General features: G+C 55.9%; 18 protein-coding genes. 5 read left to right on the forward strand and 13 right to left on the reverse strand.

Annotated elements, in window-relative coordinates; translation table 11 throughout:
• From MUU51_RS11095 to MUU51_RS11135, 9 genes are all read right to left on the reverse strand, one after another.
• Nucleotides 1–576, reverse strand: a complete 576-nt coding sequence (locus MUU51_RS11095) for a COG4648 family protein (RefSeq protein ID WP_258967763.1) — start codon at nucleotides 574–576, stop codon at nucleotides 1–3.
• Between the two features lie 5 nt (nucleotides 577–581).
• Nucleotides 582–833 carry an acyl carrier protein gene (locus MUU51_RS11100; protein ID WP_125354977.1) on the reverse strand — a complete coding sequence of 84 codons (252 nt, stop codon included), beginning with the start codon at nucleotides 831–833 and terminating at the stop codon, nucleotides 582–584.
• 13 nt (nucleotides 834–846) lie between these two features.
• Nucleotides 847–1104: a phosphopantetheine-binding protein gene (locus MUU51_RS11105; RefSeq protein WP_110510180.1), complete on the reverse strand. Its 258-nt coding sequence runs from the start codon at nucleotides 1102–1104 to the stop codon at nucleotides 847–849.
• Between the two features lie 33 nt (nucleotides 1105–1137).
• Nucleotides 1138–1923, reverse strand: coding sequence for a lysophospholipid acyltransferase family protein (locus MUU51_RS11110; RefSeq protein WP_374684570.1), 786 nt, complete (start codon nucleotides 1921–1923; stop codon nucleotides 1138–1140).
• The gene (locus MUU51_RS11115; protein WP_159769422.1) at nucleotides 1920–2642 is read right to left on the reverse strand and encodes a beta-ketoacyl synthase chain length factor; all 723 of its coding nucleotides are present in this window, start codon (nucleotides 2640–2642) and stop codon (nucleotides 1920–1922) included. Before MUU51_RS11115 ends, MUU51_RS11110 begins: the two co-directional genes overlap by 4 nt.
• A 240-nt stretch (nucleotides 2643–2882) precedes the next feature.
• A complete protein-coding gene (locus MUU51_RS11120; RefSeq protein WP_159769425.1) occupies nucleotides 2883–3275 on the reverse strand; it encodes a hypothetical protein in 393 nt (130 codons plus the stop codon).
• Between the two features lie 364 nt (nucleotides 3276–3639).
• Entirely contained in the window at nucleotides 3640–4689 is a 1050-nt protein-coding gene (locus MUU51_RS11125; RefSeq protein WP_258967764.1) for an AI-2E family transporter, read from the reverse strand.
• A gap of 138 nt (nucleotides 4690–4827) precedes the next feature.
• Complete coding sequence (locus tag MUU51_RS11130; protein ID WP_258967765.1) at nucleotides 4828–5385, reverse strand: DcrB family lipoprotein; 558 nt, start codon at nucleotides 5383–5385, stop codon at nucleotides 4828–4830.
• Nucleotides 5386–5458: 73 nt separating this feature from the next.
• Nucleotides 5459–6124, reverse strand: a complete 666-nt coding sequence (locus MUU51_RS11135) for a 7-cyano-7-deazaguanine/7-aminomethyl-7-deazaguanine transporter (RefSeq protein ID WP_258967766.1) — start codon at nucleotides 6122–6124, stop codon at nucleotides 5459–5461.
• 185 nt (nucleotides 6125–6309) lie between these two features.
• Between MUU51_RS11135 and tusA the strand changes: the two genes are divergently transcribed.
• The 4 genes from tusA to MUU51_RS11155 all read left to right on the forward strand — a co-directional run bounded on the left by tusA (nucleotide 6310) and on the right by MUU51_RS11155 (nucleotide 9539).
• Nucleotides 6310–6555, forward strand: coding sequence for a sulfurtransferase TusA (gene tusA / locus MUU51_RS11140; protein ID WP_159769437.1), 246 nt, complete (start codon nucleotides 6310–6312; stop codon nucleotides 6553–6555).
• A 173-nt stretch (nucleotides 6556–6728) separates the two neighbouring features.
• On the forward strand, nucleotides 6729–7712 hold the full coding sequence (locus MUU51_RS11145; RefSeq protein ID WP_258967767.1) for a TRAP transporter substrate-binding protein: 984 nt from the start codon (nucleotides 6729–6731) through the stop codon (nucleotides 7710–7712).
• A 23-nt stretch (nucleotides 7713–7735) separates the two neighbouring features.
• Nucleotides 7736–8245 carry a TRAP transporter small permease gene (locus MUU51_RS11150; RefSeq protein WP_258967768.1) on the forward strand — a complete coding sequence of 170 codons (510 nt, stop codon included), beginning with the start codon at nucleotides 7736–7738 and terminating at the stop codon, nucleotides 8243–8245.
• A gap of 10 nt (nucleotides 8246–8255) precedes the next feature.
• Nucleotides 8256–9539, forward strand: a complete 1284-nt coding sequence (locus MUU51_RS11155; RefSeq protein ID WP_258967769.1) for a TRAP transporter large permease — start codon at nucleotides 8256–8258, stop codon at nucleotides 9537–9539.
• A 104-nt stretch (nucleotides 9540–9643) separates the two neighbouring features.
• Here the strand turns inward: MUU51_RS11155 and zntA are convergent, their stop codons facing one another.
• Together zntA and MUU51_RS11165 are read right to left on the reverse strand one after the other, a co-directional pair.
• Complete coding sequence (zntA, locus tag MUU51_RS11160) at nucleotides 9644–11854, reverse strand: Zn(II)/Cd(II)/Pb(II) translocating P-type ATPase ZntA (protein ID WP_258967770.1); 2211 nt, start codon at nucleotides 11852–11854, stop codon at nucleotides 9644–9646.
• 79 nt (nucleotides 11855–11933) lie between these two features.
• Nucleotides 11934–12560 carry a lysoplasmalogenase gene (locus tag MUU51_RS11165; RefSeq protein ID WP_159757462.1) on the reverse strand — a complete coding sequence of 209 codons (627 nt, stop codon included), beginning with the start codon at nucleotides 12558–12560 and terminating at the stop codon, nucleotides 11934–11936.
• 140 nt (nucleotides 12561–12700) lie between these two features.
• Here MUU51_RS11165 and MUU51_RS11170 point away from each other — a divergent pair, with 140 nt between their 5' ends.
• Nucleotides 12701–13057: a DUF2500 domain-containing protein gene (locus MUU51_RS11170; protein WP_159769455.1), complete on the forward strand. Its 357-nt coding sequence runs from the start codon at nucleotides 12701–12703 to the stop codon at nucleotides 13055–13057.
• Between the two features lie 39 nt (nucleotides 13058–13096).
• On the opposite strand, the gene MUU51_RS11175 is transcribed toward MUU51_RS11170, so the two are convergent.
• A complete protein-coding gene (locus MUU51_RS11175) occupies nucleotides 13097–13378 on the reverse strand; it encodes a DUF1145 family protein (protein ID WP_159769458.1) in 282 nt (93 codons plus the stop codon).
• Complete coding sequence (gene rsmD, locus MUU51_RS11180) at nucleotides 13368–13964, reverse strand: 16S rRNA (guanine(966)-N(2))-methyltransferase (protein ID WP_159769461.1); 597 nt, start codon at nucleotides 13962–13964, stop codon at nucleotides 13368–13370. The genes MUU51_RS11175 and rsmD overlap by 11 nt, the downstream gene beginning before the upstream one ends.
• Nucleotides 13965–13981 lie beyond the last annotated feature (17 nt).

Below are 13981 nucleotides of genomic sequence, written 5' to 3' on the forward strand. Positions count from 1 at the left end.
TTAATCTCTTTTCATCAAACGTCTGCGAACCAGCCATTCACCGGTGATCAGGGTGCCCATCAGCAGGTAGGCGATGACGCCGTTCCACGCGGTCCACAGCCGCATGTCGCCCTGCAGAGCGGTGAAGAGGGCAATCGATCCGTTCACGATAAAAAACAGGCACCAGATGCGGGTCACCTGACGGGTATAACGCACGCCTGCTGGGGGCAATTCCGGCTCTCGCAGGCGTGCCAGACGCTCAACCAGCGGCATGTCACTCCACAGCGAGCCGCCGAATACCGCGAGCATCACCGCGTTCACCACCACCGGATAGAACAGCAGCAGCTGGTGCGCTTTCAGCAGCGCACTGGCAGCGCACAGGGCAATTCCGGCGAGCGCCACAATTTGGAGCACCCGGCGCATCGGCCCGGCCTGTTTGCGCACCTGGAACAGACGGAGCACCAGCAGTAGCGCCATCACCGGCAGCAGCCAGTGCAATCCATTATGCGCCAGACCAAAGCCAACCAGCAGCGGCCAGGCCAGAACAATGGCCCCTGTCGCCAGCCGCATCAGCGGCAGCGAACGTAAGCTTCGCATCTGAATTATTCGTCGTGCAGCAGACGGCTTACGGCATCGACGACATCCTGTACGGTGCGGACCGATTTGAATTCTTCAGGCTTAATTTTCTTTCCGGTTTTTTTCTGCAGGTGGACCACCATGTCGACGGCGTCGATGCTGTCCAGCTCCAGGTCTTCATACAGGCGGGACTCAGGCGTAATGTCCTGAGGATCGAGTTCAAAGAGTTTGTGCAGAAGCTCGGTCACTTCCTGATAAATCGTTTCTTGTTCAGTCATAACGGACTCGTCTTCATGCGCGTTGAGCGTTAATAAAGGACGCCAGTGTGGCGACGGAATAGAAATGCTGACGCATCTCTTCGCTTTCTGCTGAAAGCACCACGCCGTACTGATTCTTTACCGCCAGTCCCAGTTCGAGTGCATCAATGGAGTCCAGGCCCAGGCCGTCTCCAAAGAGTGGGGCATCGGTGTCGATATCATCCGCTGACAGCTCATCAAGATTCAGGGTCTGAATGATGAGGTTTTTTATTTCAAGATAGAGGGCTTGCATCATTAATTCCTGCCAAAAATAGTTCTGTCCCGATCAGCTTTCCGGGTTGTTCTGCTGCAATTGAGACAAAAATAGCCGGTTGAGCTGCCGGGCAGCCAGAGCCGGTTCTTGTAAGTTTGCATCATATAAGTCGGTGATGGCGAGACGCTCGCACACATTCACATCGAATATAGGTTTCACCGGCGGTACATCATACCACTTGCTCTGTTTGTCGAGCATGCGTTCGCTGCACTGGATCGTCACAATTCGGACATCGCTTGCGCAACGCACGGCGATATTTGCCGCACCGCGCTGGAGCGTCATTGGCTCGCCCACGCGTGTGCGGGTGCCTTCCGGAAAAATCAAAATCGTGTCGCCTTTTGCCAGACGCTGCTGGCAGGCGGGCAGCAGGGTGTCGGCCTGGCTGTTAATCAAATAGTCCGCGCTGCGAATGACGCCGCTCATGCACGGGTTTTTCAGCAGTGCGCTTTTCACCATGCAGTCGGTGTCGGGCATCACCGAAGCCAGCATCACGTAATCGAGCAGCGACGGGTGATTGGCGATAACCAGACAGCCGCGCTCCTGGCGCAAAATATTTTCGCCGTGAATACGATAGTCCAGCACGCCCATGACTTTCGTGACCCATAAAAAGAAACGAAAGCTGGTGGCAATGCTGCGGCGCGCCAGGCTGCGGCGACGGTCTTTATTCCGCACGCACAACAATAAAATATTAAACCAGATAAGCGACAACAGCAGCCCGCCGAGGCCAAACAGCGAAAAGCAAAACCCGGTGGCGAAGATGCGCCACAGGCGGTTGAAGCGGGAACTGACGGTTTTCATGCCCGGCTCCAGCACCAGCGGGAGACTTCACCGTCAATGACGAATTCGCGGTCGTGATTCAGATAGTGGCGCAGGAATGTCAGGCTTTGCGGCAGCGCGTTTTCTGCTTCCGTTCCACCGGATTGTGTGGAGCAGGCGAGACTTGTCCCGGCTTCGAACACCATCGCGCAGGCATAGGCCCAGGTCGGCATAGCGTCGGGTAAATCCGGGTGATAAAACGCGGGCAGCGCGCCGTCAAAATCAACCATCAGCACGCGCTTATAGCCCGCATGCAACAGGCTGATAACTTCGCACAGGCCCTGCTGAAAAGTGTCTTTTCCGGCGGCCAGCGACGATGAAACCACCGGCTGTTGCGCCACGATAGTCAGGTTGCCGACGGCGGAGTTATGCACCGAGAGCGCGAAATCGGTGGGCGACACGGATTGCTGCGTCGCCAGCGCCTCGAGAATGCGGAAGTTACGTTCGAGTTCGCCGTGACGGCTGGTGTAGAGCACCGCATCAATGGCGTGTTTGCGTAACATCAACAGCCCGCACTCCACTGCGAGTTTGCTCCCCGAGCTTAAACGGCGCGCGGTCATCATCGGCAGCGCGGTCAGTTTGGCCTGCGGCGCAGCGGCATCAATGGGCTGGACGTGATTCGCCCACTGAATCCACTGAGCGTCGTCGCTAAGGCCGGGCGCACGGGCCTGCCAGTCGATAAGGTTTAATGCAAAATTCATCAGTGCGAGCCTGGTCTGTCGATACTCTTTATTCGTTAGAAGACGTTATGCCATTTATTATCGTTTTGTTCACGCGGCATTTTGCCGTGGGCCGCTATTTGCGCTCATATCCTACAATGTTGTCGGCAGACAGGCGAATATCTGTAAGGCAGAGTAGTCTTGATTTTGGTCTATGTTGCGCCGGGGCATAAAACGCAGCGGGATATCAGGCCGCTGTGGCCTAATATCCCGAAATAACGATTACTGCTGTACGGCGCTGGAGAGGCTAATCTGAATATCTTTATCGAGATTATGTACCCAGCGGTTGTAGTTCTTATGAATTTGACCGCCTTCCGCCATCAGATTAGTACTACCGTCATATTTGATGATGTAGCTGTTGGCAGAATACTGAATCAAAACATTGGCGGTATGGTCACGTGCCTGCTGGCGACCTTTAATCACGCCGGGGCCGGCATCAGTCATAATCCACTGGCGGTTGAGTCCCGCTTTTAAGATGGCGTTCCGTACCTGGGCTTCGGTGTGACCGGTGGCTACCGGGCTTTGAACTGTTTCAATCGGAGCGGTGCGAGAAACGCAGCCCGCCAGAGCACCGACAACGGCGACGGCAGCAAACCATTTCACTAACTTTTTCATCAATAACTCCATTCAATCTGTGAAGCGATGCGAGATTAAAGCAAGCATTACCCAAACCCTTTATCAACGAACGCACGTTATTTCCATTACGCGATAACAGGTGTTTTTTTGGTTATTTTGACGTTAAAAATGATAAGGGAGTATGTGAGTGGCTGCAACCGGAATATCTGTTAATAGGATGATAAGTATCTGCGTAATTTTAATATTTCGACAATTGGATTTTAATTAGTGGCCAATTTTAGTTAGGGGGATTATTAATTTCTGCGCGAAGAAAGCGTCAGAACAAAATGCCCGGCGGCGCAATGCATGCCGGGCCCGCGGGATCGGTAGGCGTGTTCAAGCGCAGCGCCACCGGGCAATGCCATTAACCCGGCAATCGGCTCTTTGGACGCCCCGGCCCCAACAAAATCGCCAGCTTACTGCCGCCTTTGGTGGTTTCCATCCAGATTTTACACACGCTGGTGAGCGGTACTGAGAGCAGCATCCCGACCGGGCCGAGCAGCCAGCCCCAGACCAATAATGATAAGAACACCACTAACGTCGACATGCCCAGACGATGGCCCATCATTCGCGGTTCAACCATATTTCCCAGCACCATATGTACTGCCAGGAACAGCCCGCCGACCAGCAGCCCCTCATACCAGCCGTTAAACAGGAACGCCTGAATCATTGGCGGAATGGCGGAAATCACCGACCCGATGTTGGGCACGTAGTTCAACAGGAACGCCAGTACGCCCCACATCAGCGCAAACTGCACGTCGAGCAACAGCAAACCGAGCCAGACAATCACCCCGGTCCACAGGCTGATCAGCGTTTTCAGCGCCAGATAGTGCGACACCCCTTTCAGGGCGCGGTGCAACCCGGCGATATGGATTTGCGGATTCACCAGGGCGAAACGCAGTTTGTACGGGACGTGGCGCACTTCGAACAGCATAAACACCACCGTCATCATCAGCAGCACGATGCTTGCCATGGCCCCGGAAAATTGGGTCATCATGGTGGTGGCGAAGGCGACCATTTTATCGGAATCAACGCGTTGCAGCATACGCTCCGGCGACATGTGCATGTGTAAAAACGGCATCGAGTCCTGTAAGGCAAGCAGCTTGTGGGTCAGTTCTTTGTTGTACTTCGGCAGCATGGCGACAAATTCGCTGGTGGATGCCGCCAGAACGGCAACCAGCGCGGTGAGTACGCATAGCATCGCAAAGACCACAATCGCGATCGACAGCGGTCGTGAGACGCCGCGACGGATAAACCAGGTCACCAGTGGATTGAGAACGATGGCGAAAAACAGGGCCAGTAAAAGTTGGACAATAATGTCGGCGGCGGCATGGATCCCTGCCAGGATGACAACCAACGACGCCAGTTTGAGAAGTATGTGTAAACCCGCTTTATCAGCGGCCAGTGTGGTCATGGCAATTTCCTTATGAGCTATGCCATTAAGTGTAGTGCGTCCCGCTGGGCTGACTATCGGAAAGAAGGACGATAGCCCGCCCAAAACAAAAAAAGCCCCCGGTCGCGAAACCAGGGGCCGTGTCGTCAGCAGACTAACTTAGTTGATAACGATGGTATTGATGATGTTCTCTGCGGTGCTCTGCGCTTTCTGCTGATCGTCAGCAGGCAGCGTGATTTGCAGGGTCAGCAGTTTGCCGTCCACTTTGCCCAGTACCACGGAAGAGTACGCGGTCTGGCCTTTGGCAGAGATAATGCTGTCGAGCTGCTGAAGGGTCTGGCCTTTCAGCTCGATGGATTTGTTGGTCACAACCTGCAGTTGCGGGTCGCGGCTGCGCTGCTGCGCTTCCAGACGGGCAGCCAGTACGCTAAGGTCTTCGTTGGCGTTGTCGCCGACAATCACGATAACCGCTTTCTGGCCCGTTGCATCGGAGTACACGTGCATGTTGTTGGCCTGAGTGCCCAGCTTGCCGCTCTGATCGGTCATATCGGCCGGCAGGGAGAAGCTGAGTTTGCCTTCCAGCAGTTTTACAGGCTGTGCAGCGGCGTTGCTTTCGGCGGCTGCTCCCTGAACTGGGGCTTTACTGTCGCTGTTGTCACAGGCGGAAAGGCCCATTACCAGCAGGCCAATACCGACGTATTTAACCAAATTGCGCATTGACATCTTCCTTTTGATAAACGGCCATTAATGGCACATCAGCTTATCTTATCACAACCCATTGCATGAACCTTTAACCCGCTTGAAAAGCTGGGTTTTCAGATTTATCTGCCAGTTTTTTCAACAACATATTCAACACTACGCCGTACATCGGCAGGAAGAATACCAGGCTGATAAGCACCTTGAAGGTGTAATCAACCAGCGCGATTTCGACCCAATGGGAAGCCATGAACGGGTCAGGACTGCGCCAGAAGGCGATGAAGAAGAACGCGAGGGTATCGCTGACGTTACCGAACAGCGTGGAGGCGGTCGGCGCCATCCACCAACGGTGATTCTGTCGCAGGCGGTTGAAGACGTGAACGTCGAGGATCTGACCCAGCGCGTAAGCCATAAAGCTCGCGGCGGCGATGCGGGCAACAAACAGGTTAAAGCTGGTGAGCGCGGAAAAACCCTGCCATTCGCCCATATAAAAGAGCGACGAAATAACGTAAGAGATCAGCAGCGCAGGCACCATTACCGCAAAAATAATCTTGCGGGCCAGCGGCGCGCCAAAGATACGCACGGTCAGATCGGTTGCGAGGAAAATAAACGGAAAGCTAAACGCGCCCCAGGTGGTATGAAAACCAAAAATGGAGACCGGCAGCTGCACCAGATAGTTACTGGAGGTGATCACCAGCAGATGAAAAAGCGAAAGCCAGAACAACGCTTTTACGCGCTGTGCTTGAGAGAACTGCATCATGTTGTAGCCTTTTTAGTGGTTGGGGTGAGGGAACCCAATGTGTGTCTTGAAACGCTAAAAACCGCCGCATGATACTGCGTTATGTGCGCTTTGCAACGGCTAATTTTCGCGCAATCGTTAACCTGCCTTGCGTCACAAATAACTGGCGGTAAACTAGGGCGGTTTTTTGACTGACTGAGTGAACCATGAGCGATATCTTTTCTGCTGCTGACCACACCCTTGATGCTCAGGGCCTGCGCTGCCCTGAGCCGGTAATGATGGTACGCAAAACTGTGCGCACCATGCCCGTCGGCGAAACGCTGCTGATTGTGGCGGATGACCCGGCGACGACCCGTGATATCCCTGGCTTCTGCCGCTTTATGGATCATGAGCTGATTGCTCAGAGCACCGATTCTCTTCCTTATCGCTATCTCATCCGTAAAAACCATTAATTCTCTAAGGGCAGAAACTGTGATCTGCCCTGGAATATCGTTACCAAATCGTTAAACCATCGTTTCACAATTGTAGCTTTTGTGAGGCGTCTCACCGTCGTTTTCCCCGTACCAGGCTAATTTTTAAACGCAAAACTAAAACAACGTTTTATTAAATACCCTGGAGCCGACCGATGAAAATGACTGTCAGGCCATTTGTGGCCGCCTTATGCTTTTCCACCGCAGCACTCTGTTTTACGCCCTCGGTTTTAGCGCAAACCATCCGCGCCGCTGATGTCCATCCTGAAGGCTACCCGAACGTGGTGGCGGTCCAGCACATGGGCGAAAAACTCAAACAGCAAACTAACGGCGACCTGGAAATTAAAGTCTTCCCGGGCGGCGTGCTGGGCGATGAAAAGCAAATGATTGAGCAGGCGCAAATGGGGGCCATCGACATCATTCGCGTATCAATGGCGCCCGTGGCGGCGATTCTGCCGGACATCGAAGTGTTCACTCTGCCGTACGTTTTCCGCGATGAAGATCATATGCACAAGGTCATCGACGGTGAGATCGGCAAACAAATTGGCGACAAGCTCACCAACAACCCGAAATCCAAACTGGTATTCCTCGGCTGGATGGATTCCGGCACCCGCAACCTGATTACCAAACAGCCGGTCACCAAACCGGAAGATTTGAAAGGGATGAAAATCCGCGTTCAGGGCAGCCCGGTGGCGATTGATACCCTGAAAGACATGGGCGCTAACGCCGTCGCCATGGGCGTGAGTGAAGTTTACAGCGGCATGCAGACCGGCGTTATCGACGGTGCCGAAAACAACCCGCCAACCTTTATCGCCCACAACTACATGCCGGTAGCGAAACATTACACCCTCAGCGGCCACTTCATCACCCCGGAAATGCTGCTCTATTCCAAAGTGAAATGGGACAAACTCAACGCCGATCAGCAGCAAAAAATCCTGACGCTGGCCCGCGAAGCCCAGATGGAACAGCGCGAGCTGTGGAACGCCTACAACAAACAGGCGCTGGAAAAAATGAAAGCGGGTGGCGTGCAGTTCCACGACATCGACAAAGCGTACTTCGTCCAGGCGACGGAGCCGGTGCGTAAAGCCTATGGCGAAAAGCATCAGGCTCTGATGAAAGCCATCGCTGACGTCCAGTGATTTTCACGTCGGACGGAGGACCTATGTCTGAATCCTTTTCAAAAGTGATGGATAAGCTGTACATGCTGGCGATGTGGGTCGCCGGCGTGTCGCTGTTGGTGATGACCATCGTGATCCCCATCGGCATTTTTTCCCGTTACGTGCTCAATCAGGGGGAATCGTGGCCGGAGCCGGTAGCGATTCTGTGCATGGTGACATTCACTTTTATCGGCGCGGCGGTAGGCTACCGCGCCGGTTCGCACATCGCCGTCAACATGCTGACCGACCGTCTACCCGCCACGCTGCAACGCGCTGCGGCGCGGCTGGTTGATCTCATGATGCTGCTGATTACCGGGATGATGTTCTGGTACAGCTACGGGCTGTGCCTCGATTTGTGGGATCAGCCGGTGGCGGAGTTTCCACTGCTGACCTCGGGTGAAACCTATCTGCCGCTGCCGATTGGCTCGGCGGTGTTGATTCTGTTTGTCATTGAGCGTCTGCTGTTCGGTTCTCAGGAGAACCGCCCGATAGTGCTCATCGGTAACCACGGGTAAGGGGTGTCAGATGGATGCGTTTGTTCTGCTTTTCACCCTCGCCATTTTGTTGGCTATTGGGATGCCGGTGGCCTTTGCCGTGGGGCTCAGCGCCGTGGCTGGGGCAATCTGGATTGAGTTACCGCTGGAAGCGCTGATGATTCAGATTACCAGCGGGGTGAATAAATTTACCCTGCTGGCGATTCCGTTCTTCATTCTCGCTGGGGCGATCATGGCGGAAGGCGGGATTGCTCGCCGACTGGTCAATTTCGCCTATCTGTTCGTGGGCTTTATTCGCGGTGGACTGTCACTGGTGAACATTGTGGCGTCCACCTTTTTCGGTGCTATTTCCGGTTCATCGGTGGCGGATACTGCCTCTATCGGCAGCGTGATGATCCCGGAAATGGAGAAAAAAGGGTATCCGCGCGAATATGCGGCGGCGGTCACCGCCAGCGGTTCGGTGCAGGCGATCCTGATCCCGCCGAGCCACAACTCGGTGATTTACTCCCTGGCGGCAGGCGGCACGGTGTCTATTGCCTCGCTGTTTATCGCCGGGGTGTTGCCGGGCTTGCTGCTGGGTGTCAGCCTGATGGTGATGTGCCTCGCCTTCGCGAAAAAGCGCGGCTATCCAAAAGGCGAAGTCATTCCCTTTCGCCAGGCGGTTAAGATTTTCTTTGATGCGCTGTGGGGGCTGATGACGGTGGTCATCATTCTCGGTGGGATCCTTTCCGGCATTTTCACCGCGACAGAATCCGCGGCGGTGGCCTGCCTGTGGGCGTTCTTTGTCACCATGTTTATCTACCGTGACTACAAATGGAGCGAGCTGCCGAAGCTGATGTACCGCACGGTCAAAACGGTCAGTATCGTGATGATCCTGATTGGCTTTGCCGCGGCGTTTGGCGCGGTGATGACCTACATGCAACTGCCAACGCGTATCACCGAGTTCTTCACCACGCTTTCCAGCAACAAGTACGTGATTCTGATGTATCTCAACGTCATGCTGCTGTTGATTGGTACGCTGATGGATATGGCGCCGATCATTTTGATCCTGACGCCGGTGCTGTTACCGGTGACCAATGCGCTGGGAATCGATCCGGTACATTTCGGGATGATCATGATGGTAAATCTGGGGATTGGCCTGATTACGCCGCCGGTGGGGTCGGTGCTGTTTGTGGCCAGTGCGGTGAGTAAGCAGAAGATAGAAACCGTGGTCCGCGCGATGCTGCCGTTCTACGCAATGCTGTTGGTGGTGCTGGCGATGGTGACGTACATTCCGGCGATTTCACTGTGGCTGCCGCACGCCCTGGGGATGTAGTCGTTTCTCCAGAGGTTGTAGGTCCGTGCAAGCCACGCGCCGCTGGGGATTGTTTTTTAAATGCCCGGTGGCGCTGTCGCTGACCGGGCCGACACGTTCCGATCCTATTTCCGATTCAACAACCGTAACGCATTCGCCGTCACCAGCACCGTGGCACCGGTATCGGCCAGAACCGCGAGCCACAGGCCGGTGATACCGAGTAGCGTAGTGACCAGGAAGACGGCTTTCAGTCCCAGCGCAATCGTAATATTTTGGCGGATGTTGGCGCGGGTCGCGCGGGCAATGCTGATCATCTGCGCCAGACCCGTCAGGCGGTTGCCGGTCAGCGCCGCGTCGGCGGTTTCCAGCGCCACGTCCGTCCCGCTACCCATCGCAATGCCAATTGTAGACGCTTTCATCGCCGGCGCATCGTTGATGCCGTCGCCCACCATCGCCAGCGGAGCCTGCTGATTCAATGTGGTCACGGCGGTCACTTTATCCGCAGGCAGCAGCCCGGCGCGGAAATCCAGCCTCAGCTCATGGGCAATCGCAGCGGCTGCCCGAGGGTTATCGCCGGTCAGGATAACGCCCTGAACGCCCAGCGCATTCAGTGCGCTGACTGCTTCGCGAGCGTCGTCCCGCAGCGTGTCGCGCAATGCCAGAATGCCTTGCAGACGCTGATTTTTAACCACCACCACCACTGTTTGTCCGGCCTCTTCCAGCGCCCTGATTTGTGCCGCCTGACCTTCGGCCGGGAATTTATCCCCGGCGCAAATCAGCACCTTCTCGCCATTCACGTCGGCTTCGATACCGGACCCGGCCAGCGCTCGTTGGTTCTGAGCCTCTGGCAGCGTGAGGTGGCGTGCGTTCGCTTCGTTGATAATCGCCGTCGCCAGCGGGTGGCTGGAGCCTTGTTCTACGGCCGCAGCCAGCGCCAGAAGCTCGCCTTCATTGGTGCCGTTCAGCGCCACAATGCTTGTCACGCGCGGTTTGCCGACGGTCAGCGTCCCGGTTTTGTCGAAGGCGATGTGATGAATGCGACCGAGCTGTTCCAGCGCCGCGCCGCCCTTAATCAATGCGCCCCGGCGCGCCGCGGCAGCCAGGCCCGAGGTAATCGCCGCCGGGGTGGAAATCACCAGCGCGCACGGACAGCCAATCAGCAACAGCGTCAGGCCTTTGTAAATCCACGGCTGCCACTCAGCGCCCGCCAGCAGTGGCGGTAATACCGCAACCAGCAGCGCGACCAGCATAATCGCCGGGGTGTAAATGCGGCTGAAGCGATCGATAAAGCGCTCAATCGGTGCCCGGCGCTCTTCGGCCTCTTCAATCAGGCGCAGAATGCGGTCGATGGCGCTGTCGCCGGGTTCGGACGTCACGCTCAGCTGCACCAGGCGGTCTACACTGGTAGCGCCTGCCGGTACGCTTTCCCCTTCCGCACGTTCGACCGGGACTGATTCGCCGGTGAGTGCGCTTTCATCGAAGCTGGCAAAGGCGGATATCAGCTTACCGTCCGCAGGCAGACGCCCCCCGGCGGCGACTTCAATCACATCGCCCGGATGTAAATCCCGTTGGGCTACGGTTTCTCGTTGGCCGTCACGCAGACGAACAGCGGTGTCCGGTTTCAGGGCCATTAACGCGCTGACGCCTTTGCGGGCGCGACTGGCGGCCCAGCCTTCAAGGCGTTCGCCGATGATAAACAGCAGCAGCACCATCGCCGCTTCAGCCGTCGCGCCGATAAATAACGCGCCGATCGCCGCCACGCTCATCAGCGTTTCAATGGCAAACCAGCTACCGGTTTTAATCAGACGCAGGGCCTGGCGTGCAATCGGGAACAGTCCAACCAGAGTGGTGGCGATAAAGGCGAGATTCCCGAGCGGATGGTTTATCTGCGTCAGCCCCCAGCTGATAGCCATCAGGGCGATCAGCGCTATCAGTGGTAAATTTTCTTTCAGACGAGAAGGGGCGGGCGCTTCCGGCGCATATTCGCTACGCAGGACATAGCCCGCGTTGGCGACGGCGGTTTCGACCTGGGCGCGAATATCGCTTTCGGCATCAACCAGCAGTTTTTCGGTGGTGAACAACACCTGAACCTGGTTGACGCCGCTCACCTGGCGAACGGCATTTTCAACTTTGCGCGCACAGGCGGCGCAGTCCATGCCGTTGACCAGCCAACTGAAACGCGTACCGGAAGCGGGAGAGATGACCGGGGCAGACTCAGACTTTGAGCCGCCGCAGCACGCGCCGTGATCGTTGTGCAGTGCCGTGACCGGAGCAGGCGTGAAGGTCGTTTTCGCGAACTGAGGCGCGGGTTTGGCTTTGGCGTCTGGAGTCGACATGGCACTCTCCTGTTACTGATAATTTTCTCAATAACACAGAGCATACACTTTGGAGTCGACTCCAGAGTCAAGCCTCTTTTTACAAATACAGCGCGCGGACGATCAAAAAGTGCCCGGCGAAGTAGCACGCCGAGGAAATGGCGGTATCGGCGCGGAAACGGCGACGGTAGTGACTGCCCAGCCACACGATATTGCCGATAAGCAGCAGCGTCGCGCCAAGGAAGCCGGAAAGCGCGGTATCTACCGGACGGAAGAACCACAGTTCGCCCGCCAGCCACACCATCACCAGCGTCATCGCAATAAACGTACACACCGGCAGGCGCAGCTCTTCAAGGCGTGACCAGATAACGGCTATCAGCAGCGCGCCAATCACCAGCAGCACCAGCGGCAGCGGCCAGAAGAACGACAGCGTCATCTGGCTGGCGAACCAAATCGTATACAGCAGATGAGAAAGGAAGAACGCGCCCACCGCGTACAGCATACGTTCGCGCGACAGCAACGTTAGCGCATCGCCAATCAGCGACGCACACAGGCCCGCCAGCACCAGGTAACTGATTGCGTTAAACATCGGGGCCTGCCAGGCGAGAAGCAGCAACAGAATCAGCGTGACGGGTTTGAACACCCAGCGCTGCCAGACCGGGCCACGGTAGGAGGCGTCGACGTAAAGCCAACCGGATAAACAGACTGCAATGAAAGACCACAGCATAATAAGTCCTTGTATCTTTTATCGATGTAAAAGCACTCTCCGATTCAGTGTAGTGGCGCGGGGTGGCAGATGGCAATGCCGGTTCAGGCAAGGTATCCTCCTTTGCGTCAATTCTTAGAAGACAGTGAGAGAATCCTCCCATGAGCAAAATGCCGCTCTTTTTTGTGATTGTGGTGGCGATAATTGTCGTTGCCGCGTCGTTCCGTTTCGTGTCACAGCGTCGTGAAAAGATGGAAAACGAGGCCGCGCCGCTGCAGCAAAAGCAGGTGGTAGTGACCAACAAACGTGAAAAGGTGTTGAACGATCGACGCTCTCGCCAGCAAATCGTCGCCCCGGCGGGCAGCGATATGCGTTATGAAGCGAGCTTTAAGCCGGAAACCGGCGGGCTGGAAGTCACGTATCGTCTGGATGAGAAGGCGTATCACGCGTTGAACGTCGGTGACAAAGGGACGCTGAGCTACAAAGGCTCGCAGTTTGTGGCGTTCACGGTGCCATGATGGGGGCCCGGCAAGCGCGAGCGTCGCCGGGCAAAAACATCACTTCTTCTTCGTTGTCGTCAATTTCATCTTCTTCTGCCAGGCAATCAGTTCAAATACCCCAAACAGAAATACGCGAACCGACTCGCCGCGGGTCATTTGCGGACCGTCCTTCGGCAGGGTGGCTTTCAGCAGGGTCATTTGCAGGCCGTGCATCAGGATCATGAAAATCAGCGCCACGTTGACGAAGATATTTACCGGGAATTTGAACGGGTGCAAAACGTTGAGGACCAAAAAGGCCCAGACGCAAAGCATGAGCAGGCGGCCGATATTAAGCAGCATTGTTATTTCCTTGTGCTTCACGTTGATAAAGGCGATAAGCAACCTGACCGGCCACTTTTTCGCGGTATAAATCCCAGTGCGAGGGGACCAACGGCAGGCCGTTTTCCACTTCGCTTTCGACATAAATCAGCGCGTCGTCAGCCAGCCAGCCCTTCGTTTCCAGCAGATTCAGCGTCTCGTCGAGCAGCCCTTTACGGAACGGCGGATCGATAAACACCACATCGTGCGGTGTGCCAGGCTGTGCAAGGAACGTCAGGCTGTTGGTATTAACCACTTTCGCGTGGCTGGCCTTAAGCGTCGCGAGGTTTTTTTGTAACTGTTGTGCCACATGGCGATCCATTTCCAGCAGGGTCGCACTGGCGGCATAACGCGACAGCGCTTCTAGCCCCAATGCGCCGCTTCCAGCGAAACAATCGAGGCAGCGAGCATCGACCATATGCGGCGCAAGCCAGTTAAATAGCGTCTCACGGACGCGGTCGGTGGTCGGGCGCAGGCCTGGGCTGTCCGGAACAGGGAGCTTACGGCCCCGCCATTGCCCGCCTATAATGCGGATCTGGCCGCTGCCGGAGTGGTTTGGTTTTTTCATATCTATGCTCAGCTCAA

The organism is Scandinavium manionii, from assembly GCF_024764775.1.
Lineage (GTDB): Bacteria > Pseudomonadota > Gammaproteobacteria > Enterobacterales > Enterobacteriaceae > Scandinavium > Scandinavium manionii.